This is a genomic window from Janthinobacterium sp. GW822-FHT07H10, from assembly GCF_058798675.1.
Genome location: NZ_JBXAKS010000015.1, coordinates 94,191 through 111,269, shown reverse-complemented (window position 1 = coordinate 111,269; position 17,079 = coordinate 94,191). Strand labels below are relative to the sequence as shown.

The 17,079-nt window shown below is 65.3% G+C and carries 13 protein-coding genes; 8 read left to right on the top strand and 5 right to left on the bottom strand.

What is annotated here, in order from left to right:
* Positions 1 to 195: 195 nt before the first annotated feature.
* The 5 genes from AC1RDJ_RS25145 to AC1RDJ_RS25125 are packed head-to-tail and all read right to left on the bottom strand — an operon-like array spanning position 196 to position 9,488.
* On the bottom strand, positions 196 to 924 hold the full coding sequence (locus AC1RDJ_RS25145; RefSeq protein ID WP_071321652.1) for a YfaP family protein: 729 nt from the start codon (positions 922 to 924) through the stop codon (positions 196 to 198).
* A gap of 29 nt (positions 925 to 953) precedes the next feature.
* A complete protein-coding gene (locus tag AC1RDJ_RS25140; protein ID WP_493029052.1) occupies positions 954 to 2,636 on the bottom strand; it encodes a DUF2300 domain-containing protein in 1,683 nt (560 codons plus the stop codon).
* Positions 2,636 to 7,189: an alpha-2-macroglobulin family protein gene (locus AC1RDJ_RS25135; protein ID WP_493029051.1), complete on the bottom strand. Its 4,554-nt coding sequence runs from the start codon at positions 7,187 to 7,189 to the stop codon at positions 2,636 to 2,638. The genes AC1RDJ_RS25140 and AC1RDJ_RS25135 overlap by 1 nt, the downstream gene beginning before the upstream one ends.
* Entirely contained in the window at positions 7,186 to 7,860 is a 675-nt protein-coding gene (locus AC1RDJ_RS25130; protein ID WP_493029050.1) for a DUF1175 family protein, read from the bottom strand. The genes AC1RDJ_RS25135 and AC1RDJ_RS25130 overlap by 4 nt, the downstream gene beginning before the upstream one ends.
* Positions 7,857 to 9,488 carry a DUF2138 family protein gene (locus AC1RDJ_RS25125; RefSeq protein ID WP_493029049.1) on the bottom strand — a complete coding sequence of 544 codons (1,632 nt, stop codon included), beginning with the start codon at positions 9,486 to 9,488 and terminating at the stop codon, positions 7,857 to 7,859. The genes AC1RDJ_RS25130 and AC1RDJ_RS25125 overlap by 4 nt, the downstream gene beginning before the upstream one ends.
* A gap of 111 nt (positions 9,489 to 9,599) precedes the next feature.
* Here AC1RDJ_RS25125 and AC1RDJ_RS25120 point away from each other — a divergent pair, with 111 nt between their 5' ends.
* The 8 genes from AC1RDJ_RS25120 to AC1RDJ_RS25085 are packed head-to-tail and all read left to right on the top strand — an operon-like array spanning position 9,600 to position 17,043.
* On the top strand, positions 9,600 to 11,120 hold the full coding sequence (locus tag AC1RDJ_RS25120; RefSeq protein WP_493029048.1) for a B12-binding domain-containing radical SAM protein: 1,521 nt from the start codon (positions 9,600 to 9,602) through the stop codon (positions 11,118 to 11,120).
* A gap of 57 nt (positions 11,121 to 11,177) precedes the next feature.
* A complete protein-coding gene (locus AC1RDJ_RS25115; protein ID WP_493029047.1) occupies positions 11,178 to 12,311 on the top strand; it encodes an MlaE family ABC transporter permease in 1,134 nt (377 codons plus the stop codon).
* On the top strand, positions 12,311 to 13,213 hold the full coding sequence (locus AC1RDJ_RS25110) for an ABC transporter ATP-binding protein (protein ID WP_289889687.1): 903 nt from the start codon (positions 12,311 to 12,313) through the stop codon (positions 13,211 to 13,213). Before AC1RDJ_RS25115 ends, AC1RDJ_RS25110 begins: the two co-directional genes overlap by 1 nt.
* Positions 13,213 to 14,172, top strand: a complete 960-nt coding sequence (locus AC1RDJ_RS25105) for an MlaD family protein (protein ID WP_071321645.1) — start codon at positions 13,213 to 13,215, stop codon at positions 14,170 to 14,172. Before AC1RDJ_RS25110 ends, AC1RDJ_RS25105 begins: the two co-directional genes overlap by 1 nt.
* 12 nt (positions 14,173 to 14,184) lie before the next feature.
* Positions 14,185 to 14,799, top strand: a complete 615-nt coding sequence (locus AC1RDJ_RS25100) for an ABC-type transport auxiliary lipoprotein family protein (RefSeq protein WP_071321644.1) — start codon at positions 14,185 to 14,187, stop codon at positions 14,797 to 14,799.
* Positions 14,796 to 15,983 carry a VanZ family protein gene (locus AC1RDJ_RS25095; protein WP_289889685.1) on the top strand — a complete coding sequence of 396 codons (1,188 nt, stop codon included), beginning with the start codon at positions 14,796 to 14,798 and terminating at the stop codon, positions 15,981 to 15,983. The genes AC1RDJ_RS25100 and AC1RDJ_RS25095 overlap by 4 nt, the downstream gene beginning before the upstream one ends.
* 40 nt (positions 15,984 to 16,023) lie before the next feature.
* Positions 16,024 to 16,341 (top strand): (2Fe-2S) ferredoxin domain-containing protein, encoded by a 318-nt coding sequence (locus AC1RDJ_RS25090; protein ID WP_034781335.1) that lies wholly within the window; start codon positions 16,024 to 16,026, stop codon positions 16,339 to 16,341.
* Between the two features lie 48 nt (positions 16,342 to 16,389).
* Positions 16,390 to 17,043, top strand: a complete 654-nt coding sequence (locus tag AC1RDJ_RS25085; RefSeq protein ID WP_070280179.1) for an alpha/beta hydrolase — start codon at positions 16,390 to 16,392, stop codon at positions 17,041 to 17,043.
* Positions 17,044 to 17,079: the final 36 nt, after the last annotated feature.

The following is a 17,079-nucleotide window of genomic DNA, read 5'->3' as shown; positions in this document are numbered from 1 at the left end:
ATTCGGTTACTGCTTTCGCGCTATCGACAAAGCGTTGTGTTTGTCAGCTGCGAAGAAGGAAGAGTATGAAGCATTTCAGCACAATCGTCAACTCCTTCTTTTTCTCCACTTCACTCGGCATTTGCATGCGTCGTTCAGCGAGGGGGCGAATTATAGCCAAGGTGTGACGGCTCCGCAAGAGCCATTTGCAGCCAGTTATGGCAAGACGAACGATTTCACCAGGGTCAGCTCGCCGGCGGCCCGCATCGGCACCTGGAAGCTCTGCAGCTTTTCACGCGGAGTCCCTTCATTGGTGATGATCGATATGCGGGCGACGGTCAGCATCGAGGTGTTCTCGCCGCTGCCGTAATAATTGACGTAGGCGTGATAGTTGCCCTTCAGGGGTGCCGCGCTGGAAAAGATTTCCGGACCATAACCGGTGGTCACGTCCACATCCAGCGCGCCGCCGTCTTTCAAGACGCGGTTGCCATACCAGGCGTGGCCACCGTCCGGCGTGACCACATGCAGATCGAGATCGGTGCCGGCGCTGTCCCACGACAGCACGATGCGCAGGCGCGCCTGCGTCTTGCCCTGGTAGCTATCGACAAACTGGGTGCGTGCGCGGCTCCTGCCATCGGGCGAACGCACTTCCACGCTGTTCGAGCCGCTGCCGAATCCATACGGGCGGCCGTAGCTGCCGTCTTCGCCCACTTCCATCGGCATCGCCACGCCATTGACCACCAGGGTGGCCGGCTTGCCCTTGACGGCGCCGGCGATGCGTCCCCGTATCTGCGCCGTCTCGGCCTGGCCTGGCTGCAGGTTGACCGAGGAAGCGGGGTAATTGACCGCCTGCGTATAGTCCTCGCGCGCGCCGGCCGAATTGCGCCAGCCGCCCTTCGGCGCATCGATGGTGACCTGGGCCTGCGCCCAGAGTGGCAATAGCATTAGCGGAATCGTGCAACGGATAAGGGAACTCACAGGGCCTCCAGGTTAAGATCGACGAGCCGGCGGGCCAGCCGCTCGACATATTCCTCATCCTGGCCGCGCGGATGCCGGCGCAGGCCAAGATGCAGGTATTCATGGGCCAGGGTGATGCGGTCTTCGCGCGTGGCCAGTGGCCGCATGAAGATGCGGTTGCGCGACTGCTCCGAATACGGCGTGCCGCTCTGCAAGGCGCAGACCAGCGGCGCTTGCGGCGGCGCCTCGTAGCCGGCCTCGCCCAGCAGCACACGCCGCCAGCGCGGCACGGACCGCGCCAGCCAGTCCTCGTTCTGCGCCAGGCGCCGGCAACGCGTGCCGGCATTGCCAACGGTGCTCAACGCGCCGCCGGGATAGGCCGCCGCCAGCAATTCATCATAGTGCTTGCCCTGTTTGGCCTGGCGCACCGCCTCGGTCCACGCCAGGGTACCCTCGGAAGGCAAGTCGCGGTGATAGCGCACCGGCACTCCATCGACGATCAGCTGGTCGGTCCAGCGCGCAATCGCCAGCGCCGCCGGCGTCGCGGGGCTGGGGCTGACGCGCTGGGTCGCGCTGCTGTCGGCGATCTGCTGGCAGCCCGCCACCGTCACCGCGTTCTGCTGCAGATACGTGCGCGCGGCAATCGCCAGCGCCTTGGCCGCTTCCGGCTCGCCAGCATTCGCTTCGCGGTCGAGCACGCGCGCCACATATTCATTGACGCCGAAGCGTCCACGCAATTGCGGGCGGCCGCCTTTCTCCTGCAGCAGCATCAGCTCACCCGTGCTGCGCAGGGCGAGATTCTGGCCATTTTCAAACTGCACATGGTAGCGGCCATTCAGCGGGCCAGGCACCGCCACGCCGCGCTCGCCGCGCACGGCACGGATCGGATAGCGCTTGAAGTAATCGACCACCACGCAGCCGCCATCGTCGGCCGCGCCGACTGGCGGCAGGCTGGCGGCCAGCCTGGGTGCCCACTGTTCGAAGACATTGCTGCTGCCGCCCGCGCCGCCAAACCAGATGGGCGTGCCATCGGCCAGCCAACCGGCCGCGCCGCCGATACGTTCCTCTGCCCGGCGCTGCCCGTGCCAGGAGTACGTCTTCACGCGCAACTGGCTGCCGAACCAGCGCGCCGTGCCTGCGCCGCGGCCATCCAACACCACGCGCAGCAGCGCCGCTTCGGCATCCAGGCGGCTGGCGGCCGGTATGCTGCCCAGCGCGCGCAGCAGGCTATCCAACCGTACTAGGCGCCCCGGCGCCAGCTGCGCAGGATCCGCCAGCCAGGCAAAGTCGCCGGCCGGCGCGCTGCCCAGGCGGCCCGTCCAGTACTGGCGCCACGGCGCCGCGGCGATCATCAGGCGCCTGGGCGAAAAAAACAGGCCGCAGGACTGCGCCAGTGCCGCGTCGTGGCCGACGCTCTGGCCCGCATCGCAGCAATACACTTCTTCCGGATCGCGGCCGCCGCAGCGGTAGTCCGGCATCGCCACCTTGTTATCGGTCGCGTAGACATACACAAACAGCTTCCACAGGCTGGCCAGTGGCACTTGCCGCGCGCCGTCAAACGACGACGGCGCCGCGCCGCCCTGGCGCAGCTGCCGCACTTCGGTCTTGCCGTCCTGCCACCAGGCCACGTCCAACGAGGCCGCGAAAGCGGGCGCAGCCAGCAGCAGGGTCGCCATCAATGCGGGAAGTGCAAGGCGCATCACTCGACCTTCAGCGCGCGCGTGCTCTTGCCACCGCCCTCGAACGCTTTCTGCTCCGGCTGGTACATACGGTAAAAGCGCGCCGGCGGCAGCACATAACCGCCCTTCTGCGCAAAGCGCAGCAAATGGCGCACGGTCACGTCGCCCTCCAGCGGCTCGATCGGCACCGCATAACCGTCGCGGCGCTCGGTATGGCGCGCGCGTTCCAGCGCGACGGGCTTGTCGCCGGCCATGACCATGCCCCAGGTGGTCGATTCGACCATGGCACCCGGCGGCAGCGCCACCTCCAGCAAGCCAAAGCGGTGCTTTGCGCCCGGCGCCGCCTTGAGCGTGATTTCATCGAGGTACAGCGCGTCCGTGCTGAGCGCCTCGCCCGGCTTGACCAACTCCGTCGTGTAGCCGCCCTTACCCTGCTTCATGCGCAGAATCCGCCGTTCGATGGCGACCGGCAGCGTCTGCGTTTCGGCGGCGTGGCTGTCGTACTGCAGCACGGCCACCGTGCCCGCGGGCGCGGGGGCGGCGAGGCGCAACTTATCAGGAGTATTCCTGGCATCAAGCCAGCGCCAGAGCGGCTGGCCGCTGCGGCTGTCCAGCTTTTGCCATGCGCCGTCCAGCGCGACGGCCGGTCCCTTGCCAAACGATGCGCCGCCCAGCTTCTTTTGCACCCACAGCAAGGTCATCGCGCGGTCCAGGGTCGGCATCTCGGCGCGCACGCCGGCCAGCACCGCATCGGCCTGTGATGGCGGCGCTTCGCCGGCCAGCATCAGCAAGGCCTGCGCCACCGGCGCCTTGGACTCGCGCAAGACCTGCCAGGCACTGGCCACCTGCAGCTGCAGCGAATGCGGCAGGGCGATGCCGTTCTGGCTGGCGACCAGCGCCACCAGGCCCAGCGCCATCGATTGCGCCTCGCGATCAAGGGCTCCGCCCAGCAGCAGGCTGCCGCTGTCGCCCGCCTGGCGCGGCTTGCCGCCCAAGGTGGCACTGGCGCTGTCGTCCACCAGGCCGGCTGCCAGCGTCTGCGTGGGCAAGCCCATCTCGCGCGCCATCCACAACACCAGCGCGCGGTCGCCCATCGCGTCCTTCAAGCCATGCTCGCCGTAGACGGCCAGCAGCCTGTTCCAGTGCTCGGGCGGCAGCTCGATATGCAGCGCGCGCGACGCGTACCAGTCGGCGTAATAGGCGTACGCCGTCATCAATGCATTGCCGGCCGTGGCATTGCCCCACCAGCCGAAGACGGCGTTCGGACCGGCCATGGACACCAGGCGCAGGCGCTGCGCGGTCAGCAGCGTTTGCAGGCGTCCGCTTGCCGCGCCGGCGTCCGGCCCCAGGCTTTGCGTGGCCAGCGCCAGCGGAATCAAACGGCTGGCCGTCTGCTCCACGCAGCCGTAGGGATAGTCGATCAAGTCGTCGGCAATGCGCGCGAAGTGGCTGGCCGCGCCCTGCGCGAACGACACGCGGATATTGCGGGCGTCCGCCGGCAGCTTGAACGCGACATCGCCAGCGCTTTCCGCCAGCGGCAGCACCAAGGTGCGCGGGCTGCTCCAGGCGGCGGGCAGCGTTTGCATGGCCGTGTCGAGCGCGTCGACCACTTTGCCATTCTGCTTCAGCTCCAGGCGCAGCGGCCCGGTAGCGCCGGCAGCGAGCGGAAATTCGACGTAATTGACGCCCGGCTTGGCCGACAGTTTTTCCGTCTTCGGCTGTGCACCACCGGAGAGGACGACGTCAAGCGCCTGTTCCTTGCCAGTCTGGTTGAACACCGCCACCGAGGCACGCGGCGCATCGCCGGCGCGCATCCAGTCCGGCGCGGTCCACTTGGCGTAGAAGCTCTTGTCCGAACGCAGATAGGCGGTGCGCTGGCCGACGCGCCCCTGCTCATCCATCGCGCGGCCGGTGATCCTCCAGCGGGTCAGCGCGTCTGGCATGGTGAAACTCACGCGCGCATTGCCATTGGCGTCGGTCTTCAGCGACGGCGCCCAGTAGGCGGTGTCGATATTGTCGCGGCGCGGGCGCTCCAGTACCTTGACGCCGCGCTCGTTGTAATTGTGGCGCGCGGGTGCACCGGCGCTGCGCCCCTGCGCCATGTCGTAGCTGATGAAGGACAGGCTGGCCGTGGTGCGCACGTTGTTGCGGCGCGGGTGGTAGAAGAAGTCGCCAATCTCGGGCGCGATTTCCGGCTGCAGCACATAGATCATTTCATCGACCACGCCCAGCGCCACCATGGTGCTCAGCGGCTTGCCATCGAGGGTGGCCTTGACGTCCAGCGTGACCTTCTCGCCGGGCTGGTAGACCTCCTTGTCGCTCTTGAACTGCAGCGCGATGCGCGGTTCGATCACCTGCAGGCCCGCGTTCTCGAAGACGAAGTCGCCATTGCGCGTGTACGCCACCGAAAACGTCATGTTGGGGCCATGCTCCTCCTTGACGGGAATGCGCACGCGCCACTGCCGCGGCGCCACGCGCTTCGCCTGGTACCAGTCGGCGACGCCGGCCATCAAGCCATGGTGCTCCACCTTGTCGCGCTCGAGCGTGAACAGCGCCTGGTCGACCTTGTCGGAGAACGTGATCAGGGCCTCGGCGGTGTCGCCCGGACGATAGCGGGCGCGGTCCAGCACGATCTCGATGCTGCCCAGCGTGGTCTGCACGCCATCGCCGGCGACCCAGTGGCTGGCGGCGGCCAGCAGGTTGCCGCGTTCGTCGCGCAGCGCCAGCCGATACGAACCCGATGCCGGGAAGGTCACGTCCCAGCCCTTGGCGTTTGGCTCGAAGGCGCCGTCGGTCCTGCTCTGTTTTTCCAGCTGCACCATCTCCCAGCGCACGGGCTTGGCCGCGCCCTGGCCATCGGCCACCAGGTCGAAATGCACGGCCTGGCCCGGATCGGAAAACTGGCGCGTGGCCTTCAGCTGGTAGCTGCTGCTCGAACGCTCTATCATCAGCTCGCGCGTCGCCTTGACGCGGTAGGCCGCGCCATCGGTCGCCAGCACGGTCAATATATAGCGCGAGGGATCGGCGGCGGGCGGCAAGGCGAAGTCCACATTGCCGCTGCCGTCGCTCGTCACCTCTTCGGTCTTCAAGGCCACGGGGAACAGGCCGCTGTAACGCAACTCTCCCTCGACCATGGTGTTTTGCTGGCTGCGCAGCGACAGGGTCATCTTCGCGTTTTTTACCGGCTTGCCATCCGGGTAGCGCAACGCGATGCTGCCCTTGACCGCCTCGCCCGTCTTGAATTCCGGTTTCGAAGGCTGGACATTGATTTCAAAGTGCGGCTTGATGTATTCGGCCACGCGGAAGGCCGCGCCATAGACACTGCCCTTGTAACTGAAGCGCAGCTCATAGCCGCCGGCGGTGGCTTCCATCGGCAGGCGGAAGCGTGTGTCGGCACCCGTGTCACCGGACAGCTGCAGCGCTTGCGTCAGCAGCGGCGTGCCGTTCGGATTGAGCACGGTCAAACTTAGCGGCGCGCTGGCCGCCGCCTGCGAGTTGCGCGCCGAGGTGAATTCGCGGCCCAGGAACTTGACATTGACCTCGTCGCCGGGCCGGTACAGGGGCCGGTCCGTCACGGCATAGATCTTGGTGTTGTAGATTTCGCTGTCGTAGTAAAAATTCTCGGACACGAACACGCCGCCGGCACGGTCCTGGCCCAGCACATAGGTATGCTCGGGACTGCCGCGCTCGAGCGAGGCGACGCCGTCGGCGCCCGTGGTGGCCGACTGCAGCACGCCCGTGCCGTCGGTCCACGCCACGCTGGCGCCGGCCACGGCGGCGCTGGTATCGCGCCGCGCCGTCCATACCAGCATCTGGCCGGACGATACCTTGGTGACGGCCACCGTGTCCGACACGAACACCAGCGTGGTGGCGCGGTGCTCGCCGATGATCGCCTCGATCAGGTACAGGCCCGGCTTGCGTTTACCCAGCGGTATCATCACGTTGCCGGCGCCGGCGACGATGAAGTCGCTGCTGGAACCATCGAGCTTGACGCCTTTCGGCGGCGCGATGGCCCTGGCCTGCCAGATCGGGTAGCGGAAACTGTCGACCAGCTCCATGCCCTTGATCGGCTTGTACTGCGGGTGGTTGGCGAACACGGTCGGCTTGCGGATCGCGTCGTTCGTGGCCAGCTGCGGCTGTTCTTTCGTGACCGCGCGGCGCGCCTCGCCGGAAAACAGCTTGCGCCAGGCCAGGCGCGACTGCTTCCACCAGCTATCCCACAAAAAGCTCAAGGTGTTGGCCAGGCCCTCGCCCTGGTAATTGCCCTCGACCTGGATGCGGTGCAGATTGCGCTGTTTCTTGAGGAACTCCATCGGTTCGGGCACGCGGTAGACGACGATGTCGGCGCCGGAATACGCTTCCAGGTTCATGCGCCCCATGTCGCGGCCCGGCACCTCGAGCCGCACGCGCGACTCGTCGCTGCTGCCATAACTGGCATCCGACAGCAGGAAGAAGGGCTCGCCCTTGAAGGTCGCATAGTTGCTGTGCTCCCGCTCCTGCGCCGAGACACCGCTCACCACCAACAGCGCCAGCACGCCGGCAAACAGCAGCCTCATGAGAAAAATCGGCTTCATGACAAGAACGCCAGCCGGAATACACCGGCGAAATTCGGATTGTTGACCACAGGTTGCCACCGCGTGTCCTTCCAGCTCGTGAGTTCTTTGATATCGACGGTCCGCAGACCATTGTCGTCGGGGGTGACGGTGCCGGTGTGGTAGGCGATGCGCGCGCCCATCCAGACCATCAGGTGCTGTTCGTCGCCCTGGTCGAAAAACAGCAGGTCGCCGGGCAGCGCCTGGCTGATCTCGCGGGCGATGAAACGGCTGTTGTGCTGCACCAGCGCCAGCGCCGTGACGAAGTGGCCGACCTTGCCGCCCGTCTGTATCCAGCGGTTGCGCAAGGCCGCCTGGGCCTCATTCAGTTCCAGCTCGGGCGGCAGGCGCCGGTCGCTGGCGATGCCGTTCGCGCGCAGCCACTTCGCGTCATGCACGGTCAGGGCCTCGTTGACGGCAAAGCGCACCAGGCCTGCGCAATCGCGGTGCGTCCAGCGCGGCGACGGCCCCCGTTCGATCTGCGCGTTGACGATGCGCAGCATCCAGGCCTGGAAGGCGCGGCTCTGGGCCTGCGACAGCTGCACTTGCGGCCCGGCGGCCGCGCGCAGGGCCCACGCCCGGGGCACGGCCACGGTGGCCACGCAGGCCGCCAGCCAGCGCAAGGCGGCACGGCGCGCACGCGACACCGTCATCGCGCGGTCTCCTGCCATTCCAGCGTTTCCCATGACGTGCCGCTGCTTGGCTGCCGCTTGAGCACCATGCGCAGCGGCGGATATTTTTTCAAGGCGTTCAGGCGCGGCACCAGGTGTTCGTTGGCGGCCGCGCGCAGCACCGGTTCGTTATTCGCCGGCAGGGTATCGAAGGCTTCCAGCTGGATCAGGCGGGCCAGCGACGCCGGCGCGATCAGGCCGATCGTGCGCGAAGCATCGGGCAGCAGATCGCTGGCGGCCGGCGCCTGCTTGCGGCGCACGGCCAGCACCTGGTCCACCAGCTTGCCGTCGGCGGAAAAGACAACGGTATTGCCGGCCACGGCCAGCGCCGGCGTGGACTGGCCCAGGGCCGTGGCCACGCTGCGCTCCCAACGCACAGCGCCATCCTTGCCGGTCGTCTTGCGCACGGGATCCTTGCCGCCGATGGCCGCCTCGAACAGGCTGCCATACAGGGCGTCGTCCCAGGCCTGCGCGCGGCGGGTGGCGACAAACACCGGCGTATGCAGGCGCGAACTGCCGTACCAGCAGGCGGCGGCAGGGCCTTGCAAGTGCTCGGCCAGCGGCACCACCAGCTCGGAAGTTTTGCTGCCCAGGCGCTTGAGCACCGGCTGCATCGCGGCCCAGTCCACCGGCACGCTGAAACAGGCGCTGGGACTGTGCGGCAGCAGCGGCCACAGGGCGCCGCTGTCGTAGCCGCCGTTTTTCAGCTTGTCGGCATTGAGCAGCACCTTCGACTGCCAGGCGCCCTTGCTGAAATCGAAACGCAGCGCTTCGAGGGCGCCGAAGAAAGGCTGGTAGCCGAACGACAGGAAGTCGGCCTTGACGGCGATGCTGTGCCCCTCGGGCGCGGCGCTGTCGAGATGGAACTGCGCATGAAAGACGTTCTGCCTGGCCGGCTCCGGCGCCAGCAGGCTGGCCACGGTTTTCTCGGCCGTGCCATCGCCATCCTTGCCGTCGGCACCGCCATACAGCATGCCGGGATGGGACAGGATGAGCAGGCGCTGGCCGTGCGCGGCAAACAGCAAGGTGCGCTGGTGGGCGTAATTGAGCGCATACACCGGTACCTGGCCGCCATCGACGCGCAAGCTGCCGGCCACGCGCATCTGCGTGTCCTTCAAGGCAATCTTGCCCGCTTCCTCGAGCAGGCGCGTCAACTGACTGCGCGATACGGCGATGGCGAAATGCTTGAGCGAGCCGTCGGCATCGCGCCACAAGGCCACTTCCGCCGGCTGGTCCAGCACCATGCGCAGCAGCTGGTCGCCCCATCCCAGCTCATGTTCGTAGGCGATGCGGCGCAGGCTGCCCTTGAGTCCCAGCCGGTCTTCGCTTTGCTCGTAGTAGAACAGGAAATCCTCGCGCAGCACGTCGCGCGCCAGCGGCACCGTCAGCAGGTCGCGCGGCAAGGTCGACAGGCTCGGCGTCCGGACCAGCGCGTCGGGCCTGGATAAATCCAGCTTCAGGCTGTTGACCGGCCCCATCGCGCCCCAGCCAAACACCCGGTAGCCGACCAGCGCGGCAGCCACCAGCGCCACCCCGGCAAGCGCCCCGATCAGGACTTTTTTAGTGAGTACTTTTTTCGCCAGCACCGTGTATCCCTTTTCACCTGCCATAGCATTGCCAAGTTAGTAATTATTGACAAATGGTAACATGGCGTACCCGGCCGCGACGCACCGGTGACGCGACAGCGTAAAATAGCGGTTTCGCCGTTTCAATCGCCTCTCATGACCATCCTGCTCTCCACCCTGAACGCCCGCTACACCCACGCTTCGCTGGGATTGCGCTATTTGCTGGCCAATATGGGCCCGCTGCAGGCGCAAACGCGGCTGCAGGAATTCGTCATCGGCACCAAGACAACGGAACTGGTCGAGCGCATCCTCATCAACAAGCCGCGCATCATCGGTTTTGGCGTGTATATATGGAACGTCGAGGAAACGACGAAGCTGGTCGCCATGCTCAAGCGCGTGGCGCCCGAGGTCATCATCGTGCTGGGCGGGCCGGAAGTGTCGCATGAGGCAGGCGAGCAGGAAATCGTCAGGCTGGCCGACTACCTGATCACGGGCTGGGGCGACGTCACCTTCCCCAAGCTGTGCGGCGAGATCCTCAACGGCCCCAAGCCGCTGATGAAGATCCACGCGGGCGTGCAGGCGCCGCTGGCGGAACTGCAACTGCCCTACTCTTTGTATACAGACGACGATATCCGCCACCGCACCATCTACGTGGAAGCGTCGCGCGGCTGCCCGTTCAAATGCGAATTCTGCCTGTCGGCGCTGGACAAGACGGCCTGGCCCTTCGCGCTGGAGAACTTCCTGGCCGAGATGGAGTCCTTGCATGCCCGCGGCGCGCGCCTGTTCAAGTTCGTCGACCGCACCTTCAACCTGAACATCAAGACCAGTTTGAAGATCATGCAGTTCTTTTTGGACAAGATCGAGGCGAATCCGGACGATCCGATCTACGCCCACTTCGAACTGGTGCCCGACCACCTGCCCGATGCGCTGAAAGAAGGCATCAGCAAATTCCCGCCCGGCGCGCTGCAGTTCGAGATCGGCATCCAGAGTTTCAATCCGGACGTGCAGTCGCTGGTCAGCCGCAAGCAGGATAATCAAAAGGCGGCCGATAACATCCGCTGGCTGTGCGAGGAATCGAACGCCCACCTGCACGTGGACCTGATCGCCGGCTTGCCGGGCGAGGATGAAGCCAGTTTCGCGGCCGGCTTCAACAAGCTGGTGGCATTGAAGCCGCATGAAATCCAGTTCGGCATCTTGAAACGGCTGCGCGGCACGCCGATCATCCGCCACACGGAGAATTTCGGCATGGTGTTCGATCCGCACCCGCCCTACACCATCCTGGCGAACAAGCAGCTCGATTTCATGAGCATGCAGCGCCTCGTGCGCTTCGCCCGCTACTGGGACCTGGTGGCCAACTCGGGCCGCTTCGCCAATACCGTGCAATGGATGCTGGGCGATGCGCCATTTGAAAACTTCATGGACTTTTCGAACTGGCTGTACGCCCATACGGACGCCACCCACCGCATCGCCATGGAGCGCCTGGCCAAGCTGGTGGCGCAATGGCTGCAAACGCGCGGCATGAGCGCGGCCGAGGCCAATGCCCTCGTGGCCAGCGACTATGCGGGCGGGGCGCAGGCCACCGCCCATGCCAAGCCAGCCGAAGTGAGCACTAGCAGCGCCAAGGTGCGCCCGGACATCGCCCTGCCCCAACGGCAGGCGCGCCACCTGGCATCCTGACGGGCCGGTGATCGAACATCGGTGGCGGTCTGCGCCATTCTCCCTTAAACTGACACGATGCCGACTGTACAATCGCCGAAACTGACCCTCTCCCAGACCAGCTCCCAACAGGGAGCCATCGTGACCGCCAGCGGCACCTGGCAGGTGCACGCCCTGGCGCATGACAATGCGATCAAGGCCATCGATGCCCAGCTCAAGCCGCTGCAGGGCGACGCCGGCACCCGCTGGGACCTGTCGCAGATCGACAGCATGGACCATATCGGCGCCCAGCTGTTCTGGAATGCCTGGGGCAGGCAGCGCCCGGCGCAGCTGACCCTGGCGCCATCCCAGGAAGAGTTTTTCAAGCGCATCGAAGAAACGGGGCAGCTGCAAACGCCGCCCTCGCGCGCCAACCGTCTCACGCCCGTGATGAAGCTGGGCATGGCGATCCTGCTGTTTTTCGAACATTTAAAAGGCTTCATCGCCCTCGTGGGCCAGGTGACGCAGGATATCGGCCGCTTCGCGCGCCATCCGCTGCGCGGGCCGTGGCGCGAAATTTCCGCCAATATCTTCCACGCGGGCTTCCAGGCGCTGGGCATCACGGCGCTGGTCGGCTTCCTGATCGGCGTGGTGCTGTCCTACCTGTCGGCACAGCAGCTGCGCGCCTTTGGCGGCGACATCTACCTGGTCAACCTGCTGGGCATGAGCATCATCCGCGAACTGGGGCCGCTCTTGGCGGCCATCCTCGTGGCCGGGCGCTCCGGCTCCTCCATCACGGCCCAGCTGGGCGTCATGCGCGTCACGGAAGAGCTCGATGCCATGCTGGTGATGGGCATTTCGCACGGTTTCCGCCTGATCATGCCGAAAGTGCTGGCCCTGGCCATTTCCATGCCCCTGCTCGTCATCTGGACGGATACGGCCGCGCTGATCGGCGGCATGGTGGCGGCCAAGGTGGAACTGAATCTGTCGGCGCGCTATTTCATCCAGAAGCTGCCGGACGCCGTGCCGCTGGCCAACTACATGATCGGCCTGGGCAAGGGCGTCATCTTCGGCATGCTGATCGCCCTCGTTTCCTGCCACTTCGGCCTGCGCATCAAGGCCAATACGGAAAGCCTGGGACGCGGCACCACCACCGCCGTCGTCACGGCCATCACCGTGGTGATCCTGGCCGACGCCGTGTTTGCCATCGTCTTCAATGGAGTGGGCTACTGATGGCGGACGACAACGATATCGCCTGCAAGGTGAGCGGCGGCCAGGACGGCCAGTTCAACCTGCATGGCAGCGCGCCCGTGGTGGAAATCACCAATCTGTGGACCAAGTTCGGCCGCACCGTCGTGCACCAGGACTTGAACCTGGAAATCGAACGCGGTGAAATCCTGTCCATCGTGGGCGGCTCCGGCACGGGCAAGACGGTGCTGCTGCGCCAGATGCTGGGCCTCGAACACCCGGCGCGCGGCTGCGTCAAAGTCTTCGGCGAAGATATCAACAAGGCAAGTTCCGACCAGTTGCAGCAATTGCGCAACCACTGGGGCATGCTGTTCCAGCAAGGCGCCCTGTATTCGGCGCTGACCGTGTTCGACAATGTGGCCCAGCCGATGCGCGAACTGCGCGTGCTGCCCGAGGCGCTGATCCACGACGCGGTATTATTGAAGATGAATATGGTGGGCCTGGGGCCGGAACATGCGCTGAAGATGCCGTCGGACTTGTCGGGCGGCATGATCAAGCGCGTGGCCTTGGCGCGCGCCCTGGCCCTGGAGCCCAAGCTATTATTCCTCGACGAGCCCACGGCTGGCCTGGACCCGGACTTGTCGGAAAGTTTTGTAGCGCTGATCCAGTCGCTGCACCGCGAGCTGGGCTTGACGGTGGTGATGGTCACGCATGACCTCGACACCCTGTTTGCCCTGTCCACGCGCATCGCCGTGCTGGCGGAAAAGCACGTGATCGCCCTCGGCCCCACGCGCGAGGTGATCGAAGTCGATCACCCGTTCATCAAACAATTTTTCCTCGGCGACCGCGGCAGGCGCGCACTGGCCGTCCTCGATGAAAAACAGGCGGCAGACCAGGCCGCGCAGCCAGGCGCCAGCGCCGGCACCGACAAGAAAGCGGAGAATTAATGGAAAACAGATCACATGCCCTGATGACGGGGTTTTTCACGCTCACCCTGCTGGTGGCCGCCATCCTGTTCGGCGTCTGGTTCAACCGCGACCGCGTGGAACGGGTGCCCTACCTGCTGGCCACCACCCTCTCCGTGCCGGGCCTGAACCCGCAGGCGACCGTGCGCTACCGTGGCCTGGAAGTGGGCAAGGTCGACGCCATCGACTTCGACACGCAAAAGGCGGGGCAAATCCTCGTGCACATCAGCGTGGCGCCCGATACGCCCGTCACGAATACCACGTTCGCCACCCTCGGCTACCAGGGCGTGACGGGCATCGCCTACATCCAGCTCGACGACGAGCACGTCGGTTCCAAATTATTAGGCACCAGCAAGGACAAGCCGTCGCTGATCCCCCTGCGCGCCGGCTTGCTCGACCAGCTGGAAAAGCGCGGCAAGCGCATCCTCGACCAGGCCGAGCAGATCACCAACAAGGTCAACAACCTGCTCAGCCCCGACAACCAGGCGGCCATGCTGGGCGCCTTCAATGAAGTGGGCAAGGCGGCCAAGGCTTTCGGCGCCATTCCGCAGCAGCTGGAACCGACCCTGACGCAATTGCCGCAACTGACGGAACAAACGCGGCAAACCTTGACGGCCGTCAGTACGGCCAGCAAGAATGTGTCCGACCTGACGGCAACGTGGAAAAAGCTGGGCAATGACATCCAGGCGCCCGGTGGCGTGCTCGACAAGGTCAATGGCACGGTCGACAGGGTCGGCAACTCGGTGGAAACGGTGGCCAACGGCGTGTCGCTGGAAGTCTTGCCGCAAGTCATAGAACTGAGCGGCGAAGCGCGTTCCTCGATGCGCGCCCTGAAAACCACCATGAGCACGCTCAATGAACAGCCGCAGAGCATCCTGTTCGGCGCCCCAGACATCCCGCCCGGACCGGGCGAACCCGGTTTTTCGGCGCCGGGCAAATAAGGAGAACACAGCATGCAGATTTCACGCAATGTCAGCATAGTGGCCCTGGCCACGGTATTCCTGCTGGGCGGCTGCGCCAGCCGTGGCCCCGTCCCCACGTTCTATGACTTCGGCCCGGCGGCGCCGCTGGCGGCCATGCCGGCCGGCACGCCGCCCGTGCCCGTGCTGGTGATCGCCGACGCAAATGGCCCTTCCTGGCTGGACAGCCAGCGCATGTACTACCGCCTGCTGTACGCCGATGCGCAGCAATCGCGGCCGTATGCCTACAACCGCTGGAACACGCCGCCGCTGCAACTGCTGAGCCAACGCCTGAAAACCCGCGTCGCCCAGAGCGGCGTGAAAGTGCTGTCGACCACGGATGCGGCGGCCGGCGTGCCGCTGCTGCGCATCGACGTCGATGATTTTTCGCAAAACTTCGACACGCAGACGCAAAGCAGCGGCCACGTCTCGCTGCGCGCCTCGCTGTTCCGCGGCCACCGCCTGCTCGACCAGAAAACCTTCAGCCGCAGCGGCCAGGCCGCCAGCGCCGACGCGCAAGGCGGGGCGCAGGCACTGGCGTCGGCATCGGACGCCGTCGCCGCCGACCTGCTGGCCTGGCTGGGCACGCTGAACTTGCCGAAAGAATGACGGCACCCGCAGCCCCCGCCAGCCCGCCAGCGCCGCGGCCCCCGGCACGCTCTTCGCCCGTCTCGCGCGCGACCCTGCTCGCCTACGTCTTCCTGATCGTGTATGCGAGCTGGTTCCCGTTCACGGGCTGGCACAGCAATGGCCTGTCGCCGCTGACCTTCCTGGAAAACACGCGCATGCCCCGCTACTGGACGGGCTTTGACGTGGGCATCAACGTCGTCGGCTATATTCCGCTGGGCGCCCTGCTCGTGTATTCGCTGTTTCCCCGCATCACCGGTTTCCTGGCCGTCGTCGTCGCCAGCCTGTGCGGCGTGTTCATATCCGGCAGCATGGAAGCCGTGCAAACCTACCTGCCCAGCCGCGTCTCGTCGAATCTCGACTTTTACACGAATACGGCCGGCTGCTGCCTCGGCGCCATCATCGGCGCCTTGACGGCGCGCAAGCTGCTCGACCATAGCCATTTGTACCGGTTGCGCCAGCGCTGGTTTGCCCAGCACGCCAGCCAGGGCCTCGTGCTGGTGGCGCTGTGGCCACTGGCGCAAATCTACCCGCAAGGCTATCTGTTCGGCCTGGGCCAGCTGCTGCCCATCCTGTCGGACTGGTTTTCCACCCTGATGGGCATGGATATCGACCTGGCGTCGTACCTGCGTCCCGACGCGATATTAACAGTTGAACAATATTGGCTATCGGAAACCATCATCACGGCGTGCGGCATGACGGGCGCCGTGCTCACCTTGCTGTGCCTGCTACGGCGCGCCGCGCCCCGCGCCGTGCTGATGCTGGCCCTGATCGCCGCCGCGCTCGTGGTGCGCTCGATGGCCAGCGCGCTGCTGTTCTCGCCGGAAAACGCCTTCGTCTGGATCACGCCGGGCGCCCAGGGCGGCTTCTTGATCGGCCTGATCATGCTGGGCGGCCTGGCGTTCGCACCGCACGTGGCGCAGCGCCGCATCGCGGCCGCCACCTTGATGCTGAGCCTGGTCATGGTGAACACGACACCGATCAACCCGTATTTCATGTCGACCTTGCAAGGTTGGGTGCAGGGCAAGTTCCTCAACTTCAATGGCGCGGCGCAATTCCTGGCCCTGCTGTGGCCCTTCATGGCCCTGTGGTTCCTGTGCCTGCCCTCGCACCGCCTGAACCGGCAGGACGATGCGCAGCGCCAGCGTCGCGAAGACCACTCATAAGCGCTATCATGGCGCATTGATGAATCAGCAGGAGAATAGTATGAGCGACGCACCGTATTTTGAACGCCACGTTTTTTTCTGCATGAATAAACGTGAAGACGGCCGCAACAGCTGCGGCGACCATGGCGCGGAAGCGGCGCAAAAGCATTGCAAGCGCCGCATCAAGGAACTCGACATGAATGGCGCGGGCAAGATCCGCATCAACCAGGCCGGCTGCATGGACCGCTGCGAAGAGGGCCCGCTGCTGGTCATCTACCCCGAAGCGACCTGGTACACCTATGTCGACACCAGCGATATCGATGAAATCATCGATACGCACCTGGTGGGCGGAAAGATCGTCGAGCGCCTGAAAATCTGAGCCCCATCTTTAATCTTAATTTAAGCCTACGCCACCAGTATGAGCATCATGAACAGAAACTCGGAAAAATTTACCCTCGCCGGCCATGCAGGCAGCATGGAAGGCTTGCTCGATTTCCCGGCAGACACCCCGCGCGGCATCGCCCTGGTGGCCCATCCGCACCCGCTGTACGGCGGCACGATGGATAACAAGGTCACGCAAACCCTGGCGCGCGCCTTTGTCGCCCTCGGCTATGTGGTGGCGCGCATCAACTTCCGCGGCGTCGGCGCCTCGGAAGGCGTGCACGACCATGGCGCGGGCGAGACGGATGACATGCAATTGCTGTATGAACACATGCGCGGCCTGTACCCTGGCTTGCCCGTGGCCCTGTCCGGTTTCTCGTTCGGCACCTTCGTGCAATCGAAACTGCAGGAACGCCTGGCCGCCGCCGGCACGCCGGCCGAGCGCCTGGCGCTGATCGGCAGCGCGGCCGGCAAGTGGGCGATGGCCGATATTCCCGCCGACACCATCTTGATCCACGGCGAACTGGACGACACTATCCCCCTGTCCGCCGTCTTCGACTGGGCCCGTCCACAAGACATTCCCGTGATCGTGATCCCCGGTGCCGACCACTTTTTCCACCGCAAGCTCAATCACATCAAGAACCTCGTGATTGCGCTGTGGCATGGTGACAAACCCGCAATCGCAGCGGATGATCATTGAAGTGTGGGCTTACTCCCGCCTCCACGGCTATAATTG